This window comes from Desulfosudis oleivorans Hxd3 (genome assembly GCF_000018405.1).
In the GTDB taxonomy this organism is placed as follows: domain Bacteria; phylum Desulfobacterota; class Desulfobacteria; order Desulfobacterales; family Desulfosudaceae; genus Desulfosudis; species Desulfosudis oleivorans.
In genome coordinates, this window is record NC_009943.1 from 1 (window position 1) to 22329 (window position 22329).

20 protein-coding genes are annotated in these 22329 nt (G+C 59.6%); 3 read left to right on the top strand and 17 right to left on the bottom strand.

The window, feature by feature from the left end:
- The first annotated feature begins 49 nt into the window (after positions 1 to 49).
- A complete protein-coding gene (dnaA, locus tag DOLE_RS00005) occupies positions 50 to 1432 on the top strand; it encodes a chromosomal replication initiator protein DnaA (protein WP_012173430.1) in 1383 nt (460 codons plus the stop codon).
- A gap of 191 nt (positions 1433 to 1623) precedes the next feature.
- A complete protein-coding gene (locus DOLE_RS00010; protein WP_012173431.1) occupies positions 1624 to 3012 on the top strand; it encodes an FAD-binding oxidoreductase in 1389 nt (462 codons plus the stop codon).
- A gap of 6 nt (positions 3013 to 3018) precedes the next feature.
- Here the strand turns inward: DOLE_RS00010 and DOLE_RS00015 are convergent, their stop codons facing one another.
- From DOLE_RS00015 to gatB, 11 genes are all read right to left on the bottom strand, one after another.
- Complete coding sequence (locus DOLE_RS00015; RefSeq protein WP_012173432.1) at positions 3019 to 3234, bottom strand: hypothetical protein; 216 nt, start codon at positions 3232 to 3234, stop codon at positions 3019 to 3021.
- Positions 3231 to 4013, bottom strand: a complete 783-nt coding sequence (locus DOLE_RS00020; RefSeq protein WP_012173433.1) for an inositol monophosphatase family protein — start codon at positions 4011 to 4013, stop codon at positions 3231 to 3233. The genes DOLE_RS00015 and DOLE_RS00020 overlap by 4 nt, the downstream gene beginning before the upstream one ends.
- A gap of 53 nt (positions 4014 to 4066) precedes the next feature.
- Positions 4067 to 5764 (bottom strand): GTPase HflX, encoded by a 1698-nt coding sequence (gene hflX, locus DOLE_RS00025; RefSeq protein WP_012173434.1) that lies wholly within the window; start codon positions 5762 to 5764, stop codon positions 4067 to 4069.
- A gap of 50 nt (positions 5765 to 5814) precedes the next feature.
- Positions 5815 to 7230 carry a replicative DNA helicase gene (gene dnaB / locus DOLE_RS00030; RefSeq protein ID WP_012173435.1) on the bottom strand — a complete coding sequence of 472 codons (1416 nt, stop codon included), beginning with the start codon at positions 7228 to 7230 and terminating at the stop codon, positions 5815 to 5817.
- Between the two features lie 48 nt (positions 7231 to 7278).
- Positions 7279 to 7734, bottom strand: a complete 456-nt coding sequence (gene rplI, locus DOLE_RS00035) for a 50S ribosomal protein L9 (protein ID WP_012173436.1) — start codon at positions 7732 to 7734, stop codon at positions 7279 to 7281.
- Positions 7735 to 7956: 222 nt separating this feature from the next.
- On the bottom strand, positions 7957 to 8940 hold the full coding sequence (locus DOLE_RS00040; protein WP_012173437.1) for a YybS family protein: 984 nt from the start codon (positions 8938 to 8940) through the stop codon (positions 7957 to 7959).
- Positions 8941 to 8961: 21 nt separating this feature from the next.
- Positions 8962 to 9213, bottom strand: coding sequence for a 30S ribosomal protein S18 (gene rpsR, locus DOLE_RS00045; protein ID WP_012173438.1), 252 nt, complete (start codon positions 9211 to 9213; stop codon positions 8962 to 8964).
- A 53-nt stretch (positions 9214 to 9266) separates the two neighbouring features.
- A complete protein-coding gene (rpsF, locus tag DOLE_RS00050) occupies positions 9267 to 9773 on the bottom strand; it encodes a 30S ribosomal protein S6 (RefSeq protein WP_012173439.1) in 507 nt (168 codons plus the stop codon).
- A 593-nt stretch (positions 9774 to 10366) separates the two neighbouring features.
- The gene (locus DOLE_RS00055) at positions 10367 to 11674 is read right to left on the bottom strand and encodes a hypothetical protein (RefSeq protein WP_012173440.1); all 1308 of its coding nucleotides are present in this window, start codon (positions 11672 to 11674) and stop codon (positions 10367 to 10369) included.
- 318 nt (positions 11675 to 11992) lie between these two features.
- Complete coding sequence (locus DOLE_RS00060) at positions 11993 to 13690, bottom strand: FG-GAP repeat domain-containing protein (RefSeq protein ID WP_012173441.1); 1698 nt, start codon at positions 13688 to 13690, stop codon at positions 11993 to 11995.
- A 69-nt stretch (positions 13691 to 13759) separates the two neighbouring features.
- Positions 13760 to 15190, bottom strand: a complete 1431-nt coding sequence (gene gatB / locus DOLE_RS00065; RefSeq protein ID WP_012173442.1) for an Asp-tRNA(Asn)/Glu-tRNA(Gln) amidotransferase subunit GatB — start codon at positions 15188 to 15190, stop codon at positions 13760 to 13762.
- Positions 15191 to 15397: 207 nt separating this feature from the next.
- Here gatB and DOLE_RS00070 point away from each other — a divergent pair, with 207 nt between their 5' ends.
- The gene (locus DOLE_RS00070) at positions 15398 to 16750 is read left to right on the top strand and encodes a YihY/virulence factor BrkB family protein (RefSeq protein ID WP_012173443.1); all 1353 of its coding nucleotides are present in this window, start codon (positions 15398 to 15400) and stop codon (positions 16748 to 16750) included.
- A 385-nt stretch (positions 16751 to 17135) separates the two neighbouring features.
- On the opposite strand, the gene DOLE_RS16865 is transcribed toward DOLE_RS00070, so the two are convergent.
- The 6 genes from DOLE_RS16865 to DOLE_RS00100 all read right to left on the bottom strand — a co-directional run bounded on the left by DOLE_RS16865 (position 17136) and on the right by DOLE_RS00100 (position 22312).
- A complete protein-coding gene (locus DOLE_RS16865) occupies positions 17136 to 17657 on the bottom strand; it encodes a carboxymuconolactone decarboxylase family protein (RefSeq protein WP_012173444.1) in 522 nt (173 codons plus the stop codon).
- Positions 17658 to 17994: 337 nt separating this feature from the next.
- Positions 17995 to 18588, bottom strand: coding sequence for a hypothetical protein (locus tag DOLE_RS00080; protein WP_012173445.1), 594 nt, complete (start codon positions 18586 to 18588; stop codon positions 17995 to 17997).
- 183 nt (positions 18589 to 18771) lie between these two features.
- Positions 18772 to 19362, bottom strand: a complete 591-nt coding sequence (locus DOLE_RS16870) for a hypothetical protein (RefSeq protein ID WP_012173446.1) — start codon at positions 19360 to 19362, stop codon at positions 18772 to 18774.
- 3 nt (positions 19363 to 19365) lie between these two features.
- Positions 19366 to 20346, bottom strand: coding sequence for a flotillin-like protein FloA (floA, locus tag DOLE_RS00090; RefSeq protein WP_012173447.1), 981 nt, complete (start codon positions 20344 to 20346; stop codon positions 19366 to 19368).
- Positions 20347 to 20372: 26 nt separating this feature from the next.
- A complete protein-coding gene (locus DOLE_RS00095) occupies positions 20373 to 20849 on the bottom strand; it encodes an NfeD family protein (RefSeq protein ID WP_012173448.1) in 477 nt (158 codons plus the stop codon).
- The gene (locus DOLE_RS00100; RefSeq protein WP_012173449.1) at positions 20846 to 22312 is read right to left on the bottom strand and encodes an NfeD family protein; all 1467 of its coding nucleotides are present in this window, start codon (positions 22310 to 22312) and stop codon (positions 20846 to 20848) included. The genes DOLE_RS00095 and DOLE_RS00100 overlap by 4 nt, the downstream gene beginning before the upstream one ends.
- Positions 22313 to 22329: the final 17 nt, after the last annotated feature.

The following is a 22329-nucleotide window of genomic DNA, read 5'->3' on the forward strand; positions in this document are numbered from 1 at the left end:
TAATGCTTTTATTTTACTATACCCCTTTATCTTTGTGCAGCGTGGTTACATGGACTCTGTCTGGAAAAAAGTAAAAGCTGACTTAAAAACGCATGTGCCGTTAAACAACTACATGATGTGGATTGAGCCCCTGGAGTTCGAATCCGCACAGCCCGACACCCTTGTGCTGAACTGCCCCAACTCCTTTTCCAAAAAATGGGTGGCCGGCAACTACGAAAAACTGATTGCCGAGAAGGTTTGCGGGCTCTGCGGAAAACAGGTCCACCTTCGCCTGGAGGTGGCCCCCCCGGGTACCGGCGCAAAAAAGCAGTCGCCGGCACCGGATTCAACCGCCATTCCCTCCGGGACACACACCCGGTCCGACGCCCAGCTGACGCTGCCCTCTGTCCAGGTTAAACCCGCCACGGGCCGGGTACTCAAAGCCGATTACACTTTTGACAACTTCGTGGTGGGCAACCATAACGATTTTGCCTATACCGCGGTCCTCTCCCTGGGAGCCCGGCAACAGTCCGGGGGCCGGTCCCTGTTTCTCTCCTCCCGGCCGGGCATGGGCAAAAGCCATCTGGCCCAGGCACTGGGCCACCAGACCATAAAAGCCCAGCCCGGATGCCGGGTCTATTACACCACGGTGGAGGATTTTTCCAACGAGATGGTGTACGCCTACACCACCAAGTCCAGCGGCGCCTTTAAAAAGAAGTACCGCACCGGGTTTGACATGCTGCTGATCGATGACATTCATGCCCTGGCCGGAAAAGACCGCACCCAGGAGGAGCTGGCCATGGTGGTGGACTACATGCTGGAGGCCGACCGAAAGGTGCTGTTTGCCGGATGCTGCCTGCCCGGTGAAATTCCCAAAATGAACGACCAGCTCAAGAGCCGCCTCTCCTGCGGCCTGATCACCACCATGGAAACCCCGGACTTTACCACCCGGGTCCGCATTCTGGAGAAAAAGGCAAGATTTTACGGGTATGCCGTGCCCCGGGACATTCTCGAATACCTGGCCGATGTGCTGACCGAAGATGTGCGCCAGCTGGAAAGCGGGCTGGCCAACCTGGCAACCAAGTCCTGCCTGCTGGGCGTGCCCATGGACAGGGAGCTGGCCGAAAGCATCATCAAAAACATGGCGGTGCGAAACGGCGCGATCACCCTGGATGCCATCAAAAAGGTGGTGTGCAAGGCCTACGGACTTGCCGCCAAAGAGATCGACTCCCGGTCCCGCAAGCACCGGGTCGCCTGGCCCCGGCAGGTGGCCATCTACCTCTCCCGGCGCTATACCGACCACTCCCTCAAAGCCATCGGCCGCAGCTACAACCGGTACCACGCCACAGTGCTGCACTCCATCAACACCGTTGAGCAGGCAATGAAGGCAAACCGCTCGGTTTTTCAGGAAGTGGACTATATTATTCAGAAAATAGAATCCGGCAAGATTTAAAAAACCTGAAAATTAAGGGCCTCTCTAAAAATTGGTTTTCTTCCCGCCCCAAAACGCCATTTTTTGTTTTTTGCGGTTTGCTTTTTTAATTTAATTTTTCGAGGTTCCCTTGAATCGGGGTTTCAGTCGGGAAAAATCTCTTTCAGGACCAAAACCGCGTCATTTAACAGACACCACCAAGACAGGCAGCCATGGCCCCCCTGACGAAAAAGACAATCGAAGAGATTCAGGGCATCGTGGGAAGCGACCACTGCACCACGGCCCCTGAAGACCGGGTCTGCTACGCCTACGACGCATCCGCCGCCGACTGCCTGCCCGATGCCGTGGTGTTTCCCGCGGACCGGGACCAGGTGGCCCGGGTGCTGGCCCTGGCGCACAGGGATGGGTTTTGTGTCACTCCCCGGGGATCGGGATCAGGCATGACCGGCGGGTCGGTACCGGTGGCCGGGGGCGTGGTCATGGTGTTAAACCGGCTCAACCGGATTCTGGAGATCGACACGGACAACCTGGTGGCTCGCGTTGAGCCGGGGGTGATCACCGGCGACTTTCACAAGGCCGTGGAGGCACTGGGCCTTTTTTATCCGCCCGATCCCTCCAGCGCCGCCTTTTCCACCCTGGGCGGCAACGTGGCCGAGTGCGCGGGCGGCCCCCGGGCCGTCAAATATGGAGTGACACGGGATTATGTTCTGGGGTTGTCAGCAGTGCTGCCCAACGGCGATATTATTACCACCGGCGTTCGCACGGCCAAGGGGGTGGCCGGCTACGACCTGACCCGGCTGATTGCCGGTTCCGAAGGCACCCTGGCCGTGATTACTGAAATGACCCTGCGGCTGTTGCCCCTGCCCGAGGCAGTGGGCACCATGACGGCCCTGTTTGACGACATCCGGCAGGCGGCGCGCACCGTGTCTGAAATTATTCGGCAACGGATCGTGCCGCGCACCCTGGAGTTTATAGACAACGCCTCCCTTGGCTGCGTGGAAAAAAGCCTGAATCTGGGGTTGCCGATAACGGCGGCGGCCATGCTGCTGATCGAGGTGGACGGCGCGCCTTTGGCCAATACCGCGGCCCTTGAAAAAATTGCCGCCATCTGCACCAGTCAGGGCGCCACCCAGGTGACGGTGGCCGACACGAAACAGGCCGCCGAAGACCTGTGGCGGGCCCGCAAGGCCATCTCCCCCGCCCTTTTCAACCTGGCCCCGGACAAGATCAATGAAGATATCGTGGTGCCCCGCAGCCGGATTCCCGACATGGTGGCGGCCCTGGAGGCCCTGAGCCGGCAAACCGGCCTGACCATCGCCTGCTTCGGCCATGCCGGCGACGGCAACATTCACGTGAATATCATGGCCGACAAAAAAGATCCGGTGCAGGCGGAGAGGGCAAAAGAGGCGACAGACCGGCTTTTTGAAGAGACATTGCGCCTGGGCGGCACGATTTCCGGCGAGCACGGCATCGGCATCACCAAGGCCCCCTACCTGGGAAAAGAGGTGGGCGGAGCGGAGCTGATGCTGATGCGGCGAATAAAAAAGGTGTTTGACCCCAACGGAATTTTAAATCCCGGAAAAATCTTTCACCTGATTTGAACGGTTTCACTGAATGGGCGCGGTGTCGCTGTCCTGAAAGCCGAACAGGTCATCGACCTCCATGGTTTCAATCCTGTGGTTGTACACTATGATGCATCGAACGGCCAGGGCGCACTTGCGTGTGCACAGGCGGCTGTTCGGATTGAAATCACCCAGGCATCCCATCTCGTCCTGCCTGAACAGCCGGTCCCATATATCATCCATGCCGATAAAGTCCCTCATTCTCGCATTTCCTTGAGTATCTCATTATGAATCAAACCATTGGTGGCCAGAATCGTCTTTTGTTCCGGCACAAAGGCCTTTCCGGAAAAATCAGTGACCGTGGCGCCGGCCCGGCGGGCAATCAGCATGCCGGCGGCCGTATCCCAGGGGTAAAGCCCCTCTTCCCAGAACCCGTCAAACCGGCCGCAGGCAACATAGCACAGGTCCAGGGCCGCGGACCCCAGGCGCCGAATGCCCCGGGAGGCGGCCATGCACCGGGAAAGGCGGGCCATCACCGGGTCAAGCCGCTTGTCCACGTCATAGGGAAACCCGGTGGCCAGCAGGCTGTCGGAAAGGGTCGATGTTCCGGACACGGCGATAGGCGCGCCGTTCAGCTCGGCCCCATGGTCAACGGTGGCGGTAAACAGCTCCCCGGTTTCCGGGTTTAACACCACGCCGGCTGTCACCTCGCCGTTTTCGGCAAAGGCAATGGAAACGCAAAACAGCCCCAGGCCGTGAGCAAAGTTGGTGGTGCCGTCCAGGGGGTCCACGATCCATCGGTATTCGGACCGGGTTCCGGTAGCTCCCGACTCTTCAGCCAGGACGGCGTGGTCGGGAAACCGGTAGTGAATTTCATCGACAATGGCCTTTTCAGACGCCCGGTCCGCCTCGGTCACCAGGTCCCGGACCCCTTTTTTGTCCACGGAAAAACGGCCACGAAAAAAGGCGCGCAACGCCCGGGCGCCTTTAAACGCCGCACCGATGCCCACCTGTCTCACATACGCAATATCAACGCTCATATCCTCTCTTTTGTACCGCCAAAGCCGCAACGTGTCAACCGATAAAAAAAGAATCAATAATCTGAAATTACTGGATTTTCCGATAACCGCCGGTTATGCTTGACAATTTGCCCCACCCGGTCGGCCAGCCGGTCGATCAGGGGCCCCAGGGTGGCGGCATTGTTGGCTGACACCGGCACGCCGCCGGTGGCCCTGACCAGGGCCTCGACCTGCTCAGGCGTGGCCCGGTCCGCCTTGTTGACGGCATAAACCATAGGCGTAAGCGAGAGACCCAGTTCCGTCACGATCCGCTCCACGGACCGGATCTGGGCTTCGGCCGCCGGGTTGGCGGCATCCACCACGTGGATGAACAGGTCGGCCCGCTCCAGCTCTTCTAAGGTGGCGCGAAAGGCCACCATCAGCTCTTTGGGCAGGTTCTGAATAAATCCCACGGTATCGGTGAGAATCACGTCCATCTCCCGGGGAAACCGAATGCGCCGGCTGGCCGGATCCAGGGTCATGAACAGCCGGTCCGCAGTGGCCACGCCACTTTTTGACAGGGTGTTGAGCAGGGTGGACTTGCCGGCATTGGTATAGCCGAGAATGGAGATCACCGGCAGGGCTCGCTTGTCCCGACGGGCCTTCTGCTGGCGCCGCTGCTTTTTGATCGACTCCAGCTGCTTTTCCAGCCGGGCCAGCTGGTCCCTCACCCGTCGCCGGTTGATCTCCAGCTTGGTTTCGCCGGGTCCCCGGCCCCCGATGCCGCCGGTGAGCCGGGACATGGCCGTGTTCTTGGTCACCAGCCGGGGCAGAAGGTACTTGAGCTGAGCATGGGCCACCTGGAGCTTACCCTCCATGGACTGGGCCCGCTGGGCAAAAATGTCTAAGATCAGCTGGGTGCGGTCGATCACCTTGATGTCCACCTGGTCGGTGATGGACCGGATCTGGGAGGGGTTGAGCTCCTGGTCGAACACCAGCAGGTTGGCCCCGGTCTGCAGGGCCAGCACGGCCAGCTCCCCCAGCTTGCCACGGCCCAGGAGAAACCGGGCGTCGGTCTTTTTTCGAAACTGGAGAACCGTGTCTACTACCGCGATATCGGCCGAAGCCGCCAGGGCGGAAAGCTCGGTAAGGGAGGCCCCGGCCGCGGCCCGGGGGGCGCCGGTCACGGAAACCAGAATGGCCCGGTCGCTCTTTTGCCCGGCCTCCCGCAGGGCACCGGCCTGGGCCAGTTCATCCTCCAGGGAGGCGATCAGGCCGTCACAGCCGATGTCCAGGTCCGCGTGACCCAGGGGGTCGAGCACCTTGCACGACGGCCCGGACGGACCGCCTTCGCCGTTGCCGGGCAGCAGGTGGGCACCGTACACGCGGTACCGGGGGTTTTCTTCCGGCCCGCCGGTATCGGCCACGGCGGCCATGATGTCCAGCCGCAGCAGGGAGAGGTCGGTGATGTCGTCAGCGGTCAGGGGGTCAGGGCCCAGGTGGGTGTGAACGCACTTGAGCCCCCTCAGCCGGCCGGCGGCGGTGCGGTATTCGCTGATGTCGGGAATCACGATGGCGCTGTCCGTGCCAACGATCACGTGGGCCACCACTCCCTGGCGGTCGATCAGCAGGCCGATCTGCCGGCGAATCTCCCGGGAGAGCAGGCACAGCTCACGGGCCAGCTCCGGTGTCACGAGAAACGAGGAGGGAACCCGGCGCCGGTACAGGTTGTCCAGTCGCCGCAGGTGGTCGGCCTTGAGGCCGCCGGTGTTGCCGTGGGGTCTTTTTTTCATTCAGGCGAAACCACCGCCTTGTCCGAAACGCGCTTTTGAAAACATTCGACTTATGCTTCCATGTCGGCATGCACGGTTTCAAGGTCATGAAACCGGGTGATGTCGGCGCTAAACTGAAGCTTGATCTTGCCCACCGGGCCGTTGCGCTGCTTGCCGATGATGATCTCCGCGGATCCCCGGTTGGGGTTTTCCGGTTCCTTGTTGTACATCTCATCCCGGTAGATGAACAGCACCACGTCGGCGTCCTGCTCCAGGGAGCCGGACTCCCGCAGGTGGGACAGCATGGGCCGCTTGTCCTGGCTCTGTTCCGGAGAACGGTTGAGCTGGGACAGGACGAGGATGGGCAGGTCCAACTCCTTGGCAAGCCCCTTTAAGGAGCGGGACATCTCCGACACTTCCAGGTCCCGGCGTTCTCCCTGGTGGGATGCCCGCATGAGCTGAAGATAGTCCACCACGATCATCCCGATGCCCTTTTCCCGCTTCAGGCGCCGGGCCTTGGCCCGAATCTCCATGGCGGTGAGCCCCGGCGAATCGTCAATGAACAGCGGGGCCTGCTCCAGCACCGAGGCCGCGTCCGTGATTTGACCCATATCCTGCCGGCTGGTATAGCCGCTCCGCAGGCGCTGAAACCCGATACGGGCCTCGGCGGTGAGCAGCCGCATGGAGAGCTGCTCCTTGGACATTTCAAGGGAGAACACCGCCACCGGCACATTGGCGTCCACAGCCACGTTGCGGGCGATATTAAGGGCAAAGGCGGTTTTTCCCATGCTGGGGCGGGCCGCCAGAATGATCAGGTCCGACTTCTGAAAGCCGGCGGTCAGGTTGTCCAGCCGGTCAAACCCGCTGGGAATGCCGGTGATCCCCTTGCCCTGGTTTGCCTCGATGGTCTCTATGTTGGCAACCAGGAGCTGGCTGAGTTTGTAAAAAGAGCGGCCCGCCTTCTGCTCGGCCACTTCCAGGATCGCGCGCTCGGCAAAGTCGATGACCCCTTCCACGTCGGAGGGATTGTCAAAGCAGCGCCGGGAAATCTCGTTGGCGTTTTCGATCATTCGGCGCAACGAGGCCTTGTTCTTTATGATGTCGGCGTAGTGACGGGCATTGGCGGCATAGGGGGCCGAATCCACCAGGCCGGCCAGGTAGGCGGCGCCGCCGATGGGCTCCAGTTCGTCGCTCTCGGCCAGCGTGTTTTTCACCGTCACCAGGTCCACCGGCTCGTTTTTCTCCACCAGCCGGACAATGGCGGCAAAAATCTTCTGGTGGGCCGATTTGTAGAAATCCTCGGGGGCCAGCACCTCCAGCACATCAAACAGCGTGGACGGGTCCGGGTCGATCAGAATGGTGCTTAAAATGGACTCCTCGGCCTCGATGTTCTGGGGCGGCAGCCTGTGCAGCAGGGGGTCTGACGGTACGGCACCCGCGGCCCCGGCCTTGGGGCGACCTTTTTTTTTGGGGGCTGCCTTTTCCATATGCCTTCTTTCCGGTAGGCCGGACTCAACAGAAAAACAAAAACCCGGCTATTCGGCTTTTTCGTCGGCCACGATCTCAACCGAGATCTCCGGCACCACGTCCTTGTACAGGTAAATACCCACCGGATAGGTGCCCACTTCCTTGATGTTCTCCCGCAGCAGCACCATTTTCTTGGACACGGTAATGTCCCGGGCCGCCAGGGCCTCCACGATGTCGCCCACGGTCACCGAACCGTACAGCCGGCCCTCGTTGCTGACCTTGGCGGATATCCGGCACACCACGCCTTCCAGCTTTTTGGCCGCCTCCTGGGCCGCCCCCCGCTCCTTGGCGATCTGAAGTTCAATCTTGGCCCGCATCTGTTCCATGCGCCGGCGGTTGGCCGGAGTGGCCGCCATGGCCTTTTGCCTGGGGAAAAGAAAATTGCGCGCATAGCCGGGGGCCACCTTCACCTCGGTGCCGGCAAGGCCCAGGGCCTCTACGGTTTCCATCAATATTACCTGCATGTTCTACCTCCTGAAAATTGGCGGCTTCGTAAAAACCCCAATTTCTGTGTTGCGCTGCAACCCTCGTCGCTGCGGCGTACAACACGTACGCCTCACTCCTCGGGTTTTGCGCGCCTTGAACCTGGGCTTTTTACGAAGCCGCCTTGCTGTTGATTGTTTAAAACTCTATCACAAAAACCCTCTGAAAATGACTTTTTTCATGGGAACAGGCCGCTGAAAGCCTTATCCCACGGGTTCATCATCGTCCGGGTCGGTTTCGCCCGCCCGCCGAAGCCTGCGGAAATCGGCCCAGGTGTCAACAAACCCCAGACACGCCACCAGCAGGGCCGTCATCTGCCAGACGGCCATCATGCCGTAAACCAGCACACGCAGGGCCGCGGGCGCGTTTCTGGTTTCAAAATAAAACGACACAATGGCGATGCCCTGAAAAAAATAGACCACCACCAGCACGATCAGACCGTTTATTCCCGTCACCTTTGCCACCGTAACGGGCAGCAGCAGCAGCCCGCCGCTGACAATGGCGGCCCATACCAGAAAATCCGGCGCGGCCCACCGGTTCAACCGCCCAAAATCGGGAAACGCATGGCCCCTTCGTTTCATCACGACCCTTGCCGTCAGTATCGTGGCCCAGGCCGCCAGCAGCACCATGGCCGCTGCCAGGGCCGGCAGGATGCGGACCAGCAGGGTTTTTAACGCGTCCATGGATTCAGCAAGGGCCGCCACGCCCGGGTCGTCGGTCATGCCCGCGTCTTCATACAGCCGCAGGGTCAGCTCCAGATTTTTCCCCACATAGTCGGACACCATGGCGCCCAGGCCAACGCCGGACAGGTTGCTGTAGAGGGCCAGGACCACCAGACCGCCGGCCAGAACAGCACCGCAGGCAAACAGGATGGTCGGCTCAATGGAAAGCCCCTTTTCGGCAAACTCGGCCAGAAAAAATCCCAGGGCCAGCAGGGTCAGGCCGACCCCCACATCCGGTGTCATGCCGCCCCACCGCACCAGGGCCACGGCTCCGGCCACGGACAGTACCGTCATGCCGGCCTGCCGGCCCAGCAGGGACCGGTAGTAGAACATGACCGGCGGCAGCATGAAAAACGCCGCCACCCCCAGCACCGGCGACAGGCCCGCCGCAAGAAAGATCAGGCTGGTAATGCCCGCGCCGGCCAGCATGTTTTTCGGCCCGGTTTTTTCTGCCTGGTGCAGCACCTGTCCACCCTTGTTCCGGGGCTAGTTGTCCGGCTTACCCACATACGGCAGCAGGGCAATGGTCCGTGCCCGCTTGATTTCACGGGTGATGGCCCGCTGATGCTTGGCGCACGTGCCGGATATCCGGCGCGGAATGATTTTGCCGCGTTCCGTTATAAAACTCTTCAACGACTTGGGGTTCTTGTAATCTATGGGAAGGCTGCTGTCTGCGCAGAACCGGCAGTACTTGCGCCTGTGAAACACACGTTTTTTTCCTCTTGGACTTGGATTCATCGGATCACCTTGTCTGTGAACACACCCGCTGTGTCACGAATTATCGTTTGCGCTTATGCGTTGTCGTCGCTCTTGTCAGCCGCCGCGGCTTCGGTTTCATCAGAACCGGCTTCCGTCTCCGGCTGCTTCGGGGCGTCGTCGTCACTGGCCGGGGCCGGCTGCTTCGGGGCCTCGTCGTCACCATCGGCCGGGGCCGCGTCCGCGGCGGCCTGGCCTTCGGCCTTCTTTTCCTTTTCCTCGGCAATGGCCTGGCGAAGGGCCTCGGGGTCGGCGTTTTCGGAAAGAAAAACCGTCATGAACTTGAGGACCCGCTCGTCGATGCGGAACGCGTTTTCAAGCCCCTGGACCGTTGCGCCGTCGCCGCAGAAGTCCAACCGCACATAGTGGCCCCGGGGTTTCTTGCGAATCTCGTAGGCCAGCCGGCGGGTACCCCACTCGTCAAATTCCACCAGCACGCCGCTGTTGGCGTCGATCAGGGTGGTGGCTTTTTCAAAAAGCTGGGCCTGGTTTTCGGGGGACAGATCGGGATCTGCGATAAAAATGGTCTCGTACCGTCTCATAACACCTCCTTTTGGATAATAAAGCCCCGGGGCTTTCCCCGGAGCAAGGATAAAAACATCCGCCTTACATATCCAAACCCGGCAATAAAGTCAACAGGTTTTTACCCAAATCGAAATCGCTATCGAAATCGGGATCGGGATCGATCATGCCGACAGATCAACAACGCCTGTTTCTTCGTGCGCTTCGTTTCTTCGTGTCCTTCGTGTGAAAACACCCGGGCTCTCCGGCACGGTCGGCCGCTTTTTAACACGAAGAGCACGAAGATTGGGAAGAACACGAAGCGGGGGGTGCCGATTCGGCAGGGCTCCCGCCGCATCGAAATCGGGATCGGGCTCAATCACTCCAACGGGGCAAAAACATCTGTTCCTTCGTGCGCTTCGTTTCTTCGTGTCCTTCGTGTGAAAACACCCGGGCTCTCACGGCATGACCGGCCGCTTTTTAACACGGAGGGTGGACAACGCAGAAATTGAGCTTTCTACGCAGCCGTCACAACAACAAAAAAAAGCCTCCGGGATTGTTCCCGGAGGCTTTTTTTAATTTACCGCTAAAAGAGCGAAAAACACTTTAGCTCTTTTTTAAATGATCAGCCGTACTAGAAGCTGGCTTTGATCTGATGCATGATACCGAAGTTGTCATCCGCATTGTTCGGCCCCACACTCTTGGTGAAGGCCAACAGATCCTCGGTCATCAGGTAAGCCAGGGTACACTGGTACTCCAGGTTGTCCATAATCTGGTAGGTGACAGTGACGTCGACTTCCGTGCCGTACACATCATCTATGCCCGTGCCAGTCAACAGATCATCCTCATTGGCCATGGCATAACCGATGATACCGGCCACGTTCAGCTTGTCGTTGACCGCCACGTCAGCACCGGCATAGAGCAGGTTCACGCCGCACAGGGCAACCACATCGGCTGAAGACAGCGTCGCCCCAGGCATGCCAGCATCAACTGCCATAATGTTTCCAAGGCTGGCTTTGCTGTTCAGCATCTTGGCGCCCAGATCGTTGGTGAGCAGTGCAAGCGGATTGAAATCGTCGCCAAGACCGCCGTATGTCATGTTGCCCATGGTCATGTCATCTCCGTCTTCCTGACCGGAAACGCTGACCCAGCCCAGGTAGAGTCTGGCCATATCCAAGCTGAAAGAGCCTTCCAGAGCGTAGGAGAGCGTATCAATGTCCACGTCCGGTGTTGCGCCGTCAAAGTCCATCTCGCCAAACTCGTAGATGATTTCACCCCGGACGCTCAGAGGGCCGGCGGTGAACTTTCCGTAAGGCAGCAGCGCCTGTTTGGTCGCAGTCATAGAAGAAGATGTTGTATCCCTTGCATAGGCAGCCAGCAGGCCGGCCTCAAGGCCTTCCTGCTTCAGGGAGCCGAACAGGTAGTAAACATCGGTGTCGGCATCCGACTCACCATCATTAAGCCACGCTACGTTCGAATCTGTTTCACGGGTCTTCTGAATGATGGCGCCAAAGTAGAAATCACCGGTCTTGCCAACGTACTTGATCCGGTCGTCATTGTAGTCATCATCAAAGAAGTCCAGGCCCCACACGCCGGCCTGCTGATGGCCGATCATGAACATACCCACATCGCTCATGATGGTCATGTAGACCCGGTCCCAGTCGATGTCGTTCTCGTTCTGGGCGCCCCAGACGTTATCGTCCAGCGCGTCAATGCGAGTGGTGACGGAAACCGCGTCGGTGGCCTTGAAAACGGTCTGAAGCCGGAACCGGTTGTCATAGTAGGCTTCCGACTGTTCGTCCTGGTCGTTAAGGGTGATGTTGGAGTTCATAAATCCGCGGACCCGGTAGTAGCCGGAAAAGTCCACGTCCACAGCCATGGCAGGTACGGCAACGGCAAACGCCATGCATGCGGCCAGTGCTAATACGGTAATCTTTTTCATTGAATTTCCTCCCTAAGAAAATATTGCTATAAAAACGGTTCTGGTGTTCCTTGTGCTTGTGAAGATGATCGGGCTGTCGGACCCGTGCGCGTGACAGGCATCCCCCCCTTCATATGGATTAAACGCATTTCCGATTTATGATATACGCCCAAACCCCTGCCCGCCGGGCATTTATGGATTTGCTGGCGTGGTTTTCGTTAAAAATTAAATAAATTATCAATAGTGATAACCGCAAATCCATCTGTTGTCAAGGATTTTATCGAATTTTACCGCTCAAAATCTTCTGGGGCAAGGCTTTGGCACTTTTGTGGATGGAAGCTATTGTGCCCCTTCCAGGTCATAGCTGATCACCGATGATCTGGGTTTGGTCACCACCGCGCCCCGGGATGAGACAATGGCAGACACCAGCTCCGGCTTGCCGTCGTTATCAAAATCGGCCAAAGAAAAATCGCTGGCATAACCGGAGACCTGGCGGGTGTGCCACTTTTCAGCCAGGCCCAGGCCGTCCCATCCCAGGCAGACAAACTGAGCCCCGCTGTAGTGACGGAACCGGTCAAACAATCGGCCGGACACGGCATTGTTGGCCACGGTGATCACCTCGGTGCGGCCGTCGCCGTCGATGTCCCCCACCCAGATCCGCTGGGCCAAGTAGAACCGCTGGCCGATCTCGTTATCGCTGTCCTCTTTGGTGGTAATATAGGTTTCGCTGCCGCCAAAGGGGTTTTCACTTTTCCAGACCATTTGCCCCTCTTTGTCATAGATCCGCAGGTGATCGTTGTCGTCATAGGCGATCACCTGGGGCGTGCCGGCGTTTGTCAGGTCGCCCATGGCCAGGTTGAACAGAGAAAACCGTTCCCCTGCGGGCGTCTCCAGCGGGGCCTGGGCCGTGTATTGGCCGCCCTGCCGGGCCAGGCGAAAAATGCCGGGCAGAAAAATATCGGCCATGCCAAGTCCTTTTTTCTGACCGTAAATGGCGCCATCCCCCATGGAGCGGAAATACCAGGCCTGTTTTTGGGCCACCGTTGTCAGGGTCCGGTCGGAAAGTTCCAGCACAAAGGAGGCCAGTGCCCCGGTGGTCTTGTTGATGCAGGTGACAAAGATCTCGGCCTGGCCGTTGTTGTCCGTATCCACGGCATCCACGGCCAGGGGGTTTTCGTAGCCGGCCAGGCGGTGCTCGGCCAGCTTGTAAAACCGGCCCTGCTCCAGGCGCCGCACCGTGAGCAGCCTGTCGGTAAGCAGCACGGTTTCAGTCTTGCCGTCACCGGAGACATCGGCCAGGGCCAGGCCGCGAATCTCGGCCTCAAAATCCTGGCTCTTCCAGAAGTCCTGTTCCTGGCCGGGCTGGCCTGACACCACAAAGGCGGATGACCCGGCATCCGTTGTTCTCTCTCCGGCAGGCGCCGGTGCCCGAGCGGCCATCACGGCCCCGGCCGGGGCGCCTGCCGGCACGGCCACCGGGACCGGGGCCGGTGGCCCGGTTTCCGTGGGTGCGGCCGCGGACGGGGTCGTCACGGTGCTGTCACCCAAAGGCGCGGCGGCAAACACGGTTGTGCGAATCTCCCCGGCCAGGGCCCCCACCGCCGGAATCACGCCGGCAATGGAATCGGCCTGCTTGTAAAAGGCGGCCGGCGGACCACTGCCCTCGGCCACGGGAATCACGTTCACATCCATGCTCACAGGCCCGCCCAGCACGGTAATGCTGCCGAACAGCACGTAGTCGGCATTCAGCTGTCGTCCCAGGGCCACGGCGCCGGCGCGGGTCAGGGGCTGCGGGGCACGTGCCGCGGCATCGGCCACCAGGGCCATGTCCATCACCGACACGTCGGACTGGGCCGCGATGCGCGAGGCCAGCATCTCGGCCGCGCCCCTGGAAAGGTAGGAAAGATCAGTTTCGGCGTTGATGGCAAAGGGGGTGATGGCAAGGCTCGCCACCCGGGCATGGGCCGCGCCGCCAGACAGGCCCGGCAGCAGGAACACGGCCAAAAAAAGAATTCTGCAAACGAAAATACGCATCATCAATAACTCCTGTTTTAGAAAATCTCTAAAAATTAAAATTCAGTGCAAAAACAAAAGACGCCGTCAAAATCACCTGAGTTTTTCGGCCAACAGATCGTTTACCGCCTGGGGGTTGGCCTTTCCTTTTGTTTTTTTCATGACCTGGCCCACCAGAAACCCCATTACCTTGGTTTTGCCGCTTTTATATTTTTCCACCTCGTCGGGGCACTCGGCAATCACCTGGTCAATGGCCGCGCCGATGGCGCCGGTGTCGGTGACCTGGACCAGGTTCCGGGCCTCGACAATGGCCTTTGGATCCTGGCCGGTACGGGCCATCTCTTCAAAAACGGTCTTGGCAATCTTGCCGGAAATCACGTTGTCGTTGATCAGGCCCACCAGCCGGCCCAGGTGGACCGGCGAAACCGGTGATGCCTCAATGGGCGTGGCCGTGGCGTTAAGCAGGCCCAGCAGGTCCCCCATGATCCAGTTGGCGCAGGGCTTGGGGGTTTTGGCTTCGGCCGCGCACGCCTCAAAATAGTCGGCCAGTGCCCTGGAACCGGTAAGCACGCCGGCATCCTCTTCGGACAGGCCGTAGTCGGCGACAAACCGCTTTTTTCGAAAAGCCGGCAGCTCGGGCAGCGTGGCCTGAATTCTGTCTTTCCAGGCATCGTCGACCACCAGGGGCAAAAGATCGGGGTCGGGAAAATAGCGGTAGTCGTGAGCGTCCTCCTTTCCCCGCATGGAGACGGTCACCATCTTTTCCGGGTTCCAGAGCCGGGTCTCCTGCTCCACGGCTCCGCCTTCGGAGACCCGGTCGGCATGGCGCCGGATTTCGTAAGCAAGGGCCTGCTCCACATGGCGAAAGGAGTTTAAGTTCTTGATTTCGGTGCGGGTGCCCAGCGCGGTGCTGCCACTGGGCCGGATCGACACGTTGGCGTCGCACCGGAAGGAGCCCTCCTCCATGTTGCCGTCGGAGATGTCCAGCCAGCGAAGAAGGGACCGCAGCTCCCGCAGGTAGGCCCCGGCCTCCCGGGGGGAACGCATGTCCGGCTCGCTGACGATCTCGATCAGGGGCACGCCGGTACGGTTGTAGTCCACGTAGGAGACCGGCCGGGAGGCATCGTGAATCAGCTTGCCCGCGTCCTCTTCCATGTGAATCCGGGTGATGCCGACGCGCTTTTGCTCCCCGTTGCCGGTATCAATAACAACCTCGCCGTGTTCGGCAATGGGCAATTCGTACTGGGATATCTGGTAGCCCTTGGGCAGGTCCGGATAAAAATAGTTTTTCCGGGCAAACCGGCTCACGGACCGAATGCGGCAGTTGACCGCCAGCGCCATTTTCAACGCGTAATCCACCACGGTTCGGTTGAGCACCGGCAGCGTACCGGGCATGCCGGTACACACCGGACAGGTGTGCGTATTGGGCGGGGCTCCGAAACCCGTGGAGCAGCCGCAGAATATCTTGGTTCCGGTTTTCAGCTGGGCATGGACTTCCAGGCCGATGACAGATTCAAACGCCATTTTTTGCCGATCCGCCCGTTATGGGCTTTTGGGTTACACATTCCTGTGCATGCTGTAATAGGAAGCAAAAATAGTCAAGAACATTTTGGATATGCGCCGGACCGGGGCCCCGCTGTTTTCCATTGACTTTCAGGCCGGATAAACAGTAGGTTGCAGACATTCGGCCGGGGAAAAACCCGTCACCCATCACAGCCAGGAAAAACCGCCATGAATGAATCCAAAAAAAAGCGGCTGGCCGCCAGGACATCCGGGGCGCTTGATTTCCTCCGCACCGGCATCTGGCGCGTCCGGTTACGGGAACTGGAGACGCGAGAACGCGTGCTTGTTCGATACGCCCGCATTTTCATGATCGCGGGCCGGGAATTTATCACCGACGGCGGCCCGTTGCGGGCCTCAGCCCTGACCTTTTATACCGTTCTTTCCCTTGTGCCGGTCATGGCCCTGGCCTTTGCCGTGGCCAAGGGATTCGGCCTTCAGCAGACCCTGGAAAAAGAGGTGCTGGCCCAGTTTCCCGGCCAGGAGGCGGTGATTCTCCAGATGATCGAATACGCCCGGGCCCTGCTGGACCAGACAAAGGGCGGCCTGCTGGCGGGCGTGGGCGTGGCGGTCCTGATCTGGACCGTTATCAAGGTGCTCAACAACATCGAAAAGTCGTTTAACGCCATCTGGGCCAACACCACGCCCCGCTCCATGGGAAAAAAGTTCAGCGACTACCTCTCCATCATGCTGGTGGGGCCCTTGCTCCTGATCCTGTCGGGCAGCGCAACGGTGCTGGTGGCCACCCAGGTGACCGCCATCACAAACAAAATATTTTTCCTGGGTTGGTTTGCGCCGATCATCATGACCGGGCTTCAGCTGTTGCCCTACCTGTTTGTCTGGTTGCTGTTTTCCTTTATTTACGGGTTTATGCCCAACACCCGGGTACCGGTCCGTTCCTGTATTTTCGGCGGGGTTCTCGCGGGTACGGCCTTCAAGCTGCTGCAGTGGGCCTATCTTATCTTTCAGGTGGGGGTTTCCCGGTACAACGCCATCTACGGCAGCTTTGCGGCCCTGCCCCTGTTCCTGATCTGGATGCAGCTGAGCTGGCTGGTGACCCTGTTCGGCGCCGAGCTTGCCTATGCTCACCAGAGCGTGGGCCACTATGAACTGGAGCCGGACAGCCGAAACATCAGTGACTTTCTCAAGCGAATTTACGGCCTGTACGTGGCCCACCTGCTGGTCAAAACCTTCAAAAACGGGGAGCCCCCCCTGACCGCCGACCAGATATCGGCCCGGCTGGACCTGCCCATCCGCATGGTCAACCGCCTGCTGGAAACGCTTTCCGCCGCCGGACTGGCGACACAGACGCTGAGCGGCACAGGCGGGGACCCGGCCTGGCAGCCGGGCCGCGATATTACCGACATCACCATTGCCTCGGCAACCGAGGCCATGGATAAAAACGGCACCACCGAAATGCCCGTCGTTTCCACCCCGGAGCTTTCCCGCCTTTCAGACGCGGTCAGCGCCTTTTACGGGGACATCGGCAAATCCAGGGCCAACGTGGCGTTAAAGGATATATAGCCAACCGCCTTCGGCAAGGCTTCATCCAAACCATTTTTTCCGACAGGTCATTGCGCGAATGCGACGAAGCAATCTTTACCATTAACACCCATTTCCCCCTTCCACTTATCCGTGTACTTTTCTTGGCGGCAAGAAAAGTACCAAAAGAATCACGCCGCAGGCGTGACTGCCCTCGCGCAAACGGGTTTTCCGGCGCGGGCAGGAACTCACCCCGCTTTCGCGGGGTTCAGACAGCCTGCCCGCTTTTTCCGGAAAACCCGCCCGCGCTCGGCTGCGCCGCAATGGGCGAGGGCTGTCATTGATGTTCGGCCCGTCATTAAAAAATCGGTCTTTGATGGGTGCCACGGGCCAAGCGAAAGCTTGCCCGTGCTGTGGACTACCGGGGTTACAGTACTTTCTCTGTTTCCAGGTCCACGCGCATGGACAAAAGACACCGGCCCAGCATGTTGAAATAGGCGCAGCAGAGAATCAGAGCACCGGCACCGGCGTTGCCGTAGCGGGCCTTGATCTGTTCAAGGGTGTCGTCGGAAAGGCACGCCGACAGTGTGATTTCGTCGGCGGCCCGGCAGAGCAGGTTGCCTTCATCATCAAGAGAAGAAACCGGGTCCTCGGTTTTGATGGCCCCGATTTCGGTATCGGTCAGGCCGGTGGCCTTTCCCACGGTCACATGGTGGGTCCATGCATAGTCACACTTCAGCTGCCGCACCACCCGCAGCACGGCAATCTCCCGCAATTTAGCGTCAAAGGTCTCCCCGGACAGCACCGATCCGGCCAGATCGAGAAAGGGCCGGAAACTTACCGGCACAACCGCCATCATGCGAAAGGCGTTGAGCGGCGGCAGGAGGGCCAGCAGGTCTCCGATTTCCGAAGGCAGGTCCTCTTTTTCAGGCAGGTCGATGTGGGGCATGAGAAGTCTCCTTTTTGACGGCTTCGTAAAAAGCCCAATTTCTGCGTTGCGCTGCATTCACTCGTCACTGCGGCGTACACTGAGTACGCCTCATTCCTCGGAACTTGCGCGCCTTGAACTTGAACTTTTTACAAAGCCGTCTGGCTGCGGAAACTATTTAGTGTCCATTCCTCTATTGTAAGGACACGGAAAAGGTTTCCAGTCCAGTTCCGCCATGGTGGGATTTCGCAAGATCAAGGAAACCAAGGGCTGACTGAAGGCGTACTGTTGTACGCCGCACAAGGAAGCCCGCGGTTTGACGCAGAGATTGCGGAAAAAGGCCATTTATGGATGGAAACTACTTAAAGGAAACGGTATTAAGCATCTCCAGCAGGGCGGCCCTTTCATCCGGATTGGTGTAGGATATGGCCAGCACCAGGATGTAGTCCCCCATGGCTGCCGCGTAAAGGTCCTGCTTGACCGACACCTGGGCCAGGGGAATGGCCGCCTGCATCAGGTCAAAGGTCTTGCCGCCCAGGGTCTGGGTGGTGATGTCCTGGGAAAGCGAAACCGGAATCGGCGTGGACTCGAGCAGCTTCTTTGTGTACAGGTGATAATCCCGCCCGGTTTTCACGCCCATGGGTTTGTCGATGCGGTCGGCCATGGCCATGAGGTTGGCGTTGAACAGCACCTCGCTGTCATCCGGATACAGATAGGCGGTAAACAGGGTAAGGGTCTGCAGTTCGGACGGTTTTGCCGCCTGTGCCGCCGCGGCCTTCTGACGGGTGTCTATCCTGACATCATCGGCCAGGGTAAGGGCCATGTCAAAATAGTCGTTTTTATACACATTGCCGGAAAAGGATCCGAAATCAATCTCCGACCGGCCGCAGCCCCAGAACCCGGTCATCAGCACAGCAAGCCCCAGACAGACGATCAGACGAACGGTTTTCATAGCCTTCCTCCTGGTTTTATTTTTTTTGTGTGCCGCGCGGATTCCGCCAGAATGACGGCGCGCGGGGTTATGTTATCAGGACCTTCTCCGATTTAATGAGTACACAGAGCCCCTTTCAACACCATCGACTGCACCGAAAATTAGGTAAGTCGTTTACTAACATTAATCGGGAAACAAACCATGTTACAAAACGTCCGGTTCCCAACGGTCTTCAGGGGTCTTTCTTAACGCCACCGGCGGGCCCAAAATCTCGGACCAGACCACGGCCCGGCGCAGCTCGGCCGCGGACCCCGTGACGATGGACGGCTTCGACACCGGAAGGGCGGCCGGTGCTGGAGCGGCCCCGGCCTGTTGCAGGGCGGTTTCAAAGGCGGTGGTGCCTCTTTTCATCGTCTTTGCCGGGGACGGGGCCGGCGGCGCCTGTTTCCGCAAGACGGGCTGGACAACCGCTTCCGCCCGTCGCCCCTCATGGACCTGTCGCATTCCCTGGGCCGGGGCCGCCGGTTTTTCCGCTTGCGGTGGTGCATCTTCCGGCATCAGAAGGTCCCACTGGGAAGGGGCCTCCCTTTTGGCTTCCACCTCCCTGGCGGCCCGCTCCATCTCCTGCTGAATGCGGGAAAACACCCGGCCCAGCACCCCCCCCGGTCCGGCCCCGGTATCGGCGGCTTCACCGTCGGGCGCTGGTTTTCGCGCCCGCTTGATCATCGCGCCGATCACCTGAAACCCCACGATGGCCAGAAAAACCAGAACCGGTATCAGGTCGTTTAAGTCCATTGACTATTTCTCCCTGGGTGTTTCCCTGTCCGGTGACCCGATTGTGTCTCTCATCTGGGTATCGGCCATGATATTTTTCATGCGGTAGTAGTCCATGATGCCCAGGTTTCCCTTTTCAAAGGCATTGGCCATGGCAAGGGGAATCTTTGCCTCGGCCTCCACCACCTTGGCCCGCATCTCCTCCACCTGAGCCTTCATCTCCTGCTCCCGGGCATAGGCCATGGCCCGCCGCTCCTCGGCCTTGGCCTGGGCGATCTTCTTGTCCGCCTCGGCCCGGTCAGTCTCCAGCTCGGCGCCGATGTTCTTGCCCACGTCCACGTCGGCGATGTCGATGGAGAGAATCTCAAAGGCCGTGCCCGAGTCCAGCCCCTTTTCCAGGACCCGCTTGGAGATCAGGTCCGGATTTTCCAGCACGTGCTTGTGGGAGTCGGCCGAACCAATGGTGGTGACAATGCCCTCGCCCACCCGGGCCAGAATGGTCTCTTCCCCGGCACCGCCCACCAGCCGGTCGATGTTGGCCCGCACCGTGACCCTTGAGATGGCCTTGAGCTGAATGCCGTCTTTTGCCATGGCCGCGATCATGGGGGTTTCGATCACCTTGGGGTTGACGCTCATCTGGACCGCCTCCAGCACGTCCCGACCGGCCAGGTCAATGGCCGCCGACCGGTTGAAGGAGAGTTCGATCTTGGCCTTGTCCGCCGCGATCAGGGCCTGGACCACCCGGCTCACATTGCCCCCGGCCAGGTAGTGGGACTCCAGCTCGTCCGAACTGATGTCCAGGCCCGCCTTGGTGGCCATGATCTTGGACTCCACAATAAGCTTGGGCGGCACTTTGCGAAACCGCATGAACACGATGTTGAGCAGGCCCACCCGGGCGCCGGACACCAGGGCCTGAATCCAGAGGGATACGGAGGAGCCGACAAAGTAAAACAGCACGATGACGGCCACCACGAGAAAAAACAGTATAATGTAGTTCGGGTTCATGGGGGTCTCCTTTGGGGGTGTTATGTTTATTCCGGTGTTGTGACGATGACCTGGTTGCCGGTCACCGCGCGCACAACCACCTCGGAATTTCTATCAATATACGCACCGCGACTGACCACGTCAACCCGTTTCCCCTCTATCATGGCCACGCCCGAGGGCCGCAGGTCGGAAAGGGCGGTTCCCTTTTTCCCCATCAGGCCCTCCATGTCGGGCCGCTGGGAAGTGACGCCGGCACCGGTGGACAGCTCGGCCCGAAGCGTGGCCGGTGACCGGGCCAGCAGCTTCAGGCCCAGCAGAATCACAAGAGGCAGCACCACCACGTCGATGCCGATCAGCAGGTACCCGGCATCAACGGATATCTGGCCGAACACGGTGTACAGGGAATAGCCGATCAGGCCGGCGGCCAGCAGGCTCAACAGGCCCCCCGACGGTATGATCACCTCGGCGATGATGATCACCACGGCCACCAACTGCAGAATGACGACAAGCATCACCGGGTTCATTGCGTTGTCTCCCTTGACACCACCAGCACGTTGCCGCGAACCGCAATAATTACCACCGGGGTGCCTTTGTCCAGGAATTCGCCCTCTGTGACCACGTCATACATTTCCGGGCCGATTTTCATCTTTCCCGCCGGCCGCAGCGAGGTGGCGGCTGTGCCCCGGTCGCCAACGCCGGCGCCGGTGTTGGCCGTGGCATCGGCCCGGGCCTCGCTCAGGGTGGCACTTAGGTACGGCCCGCTGACCACCGCCGACAACCGGGGCAGCACAAACCGAAGCAAAAACAGGGCCGCCAGAAAGGCGGTCACCACGGCGCCCAGCACCTGGATCACGTTGTTTACCATCAGGTCCGTCTGCCAGGGCATGTCCGGGTCGGGCAGCACAAACCCCTGCATGGCCAGGACAAAAGAGACGATGATGCAGACGGCGCCGGCAATGCCGGCAATGCCGAACCCGGGCAGCACAAAGGTTTCAATCCCGATCAGCACCAGGCCCAGCAGAAAGATCAGCAGTTCGGTGTAGTCGGCCAGGCCCACGGCGTACTGGTTCATGAAAAACAGGGCCAGACAGATGATGCCCACGATGCCGGGAACACCGAAACCCGGCGACTTGATTTCCGTGTACAGGGCTCCCAGGCCGATCAGCATCAGCAGGGGCGCAAGCGTGCCCAGCCAGCGCATCAGGCCCTCGGACCACTGCTGTTCCATGACAACGATATCGGTATCGTCAATACCCATGGCGGCCAGCATCTCCTTTACGCTGGAGACGGTCATTTGTGAAAATCCCAGGTCCCGGGCCTCAATGTCGTCCATGGTGAGCAGCTCGCCTTTGGCCACCACGGTTTTTTTAGACACCACGGCCGATTTTTGGGCTTCATCCATCTCCTCGTACTCCAGGGCGTCCATGTAGAATGTGCCGCCGTCTTTGGTCACCACCCGGAACACCTCCATGTCGGCGGTGACCATGGACTCGGCCAGGGCCTCGGGATACCCGTTTTTTTTGGCCAGGGCCCGGAACTTGGCCCGCAGCGGGGACTGGAATTTTTCCCCCAGCATTTCCGGCCCCTGGCTTCCCACCATGATGGGCGCGCAGTCGCCGATGGTGGTGCCGGGCTTCATGACCAGCTCGTTGCAGGCCAGGGCGATCAGCGCCCCGGCCGAGATGGCCTTCCTGGAGACAAAGGCGATGGTTTTCCCCTTGCTATCTGCCGCCGTGATCAGGTCCACGATCATCAGGGCCGAATCGACCCGGCCCCCAAAGGTATCCAGGTCCAGGACAATGGTCTGGTGTGGCGCTTCCGGAATATCATCAAGCGCCCGTTTCAGGTAGGCGGCCATACCCGGAGCCACGTCGCCGGCCACCTTGACCACATAAACCGTGTGGGCATCACCGGCGGATACCGGACCGGGGGCCACCAAAAAAAATCCGGAAACCAGCAGGCAGAAAATAAGAAAAAGACGCTTCACAGGCGCTCCGGCGATTC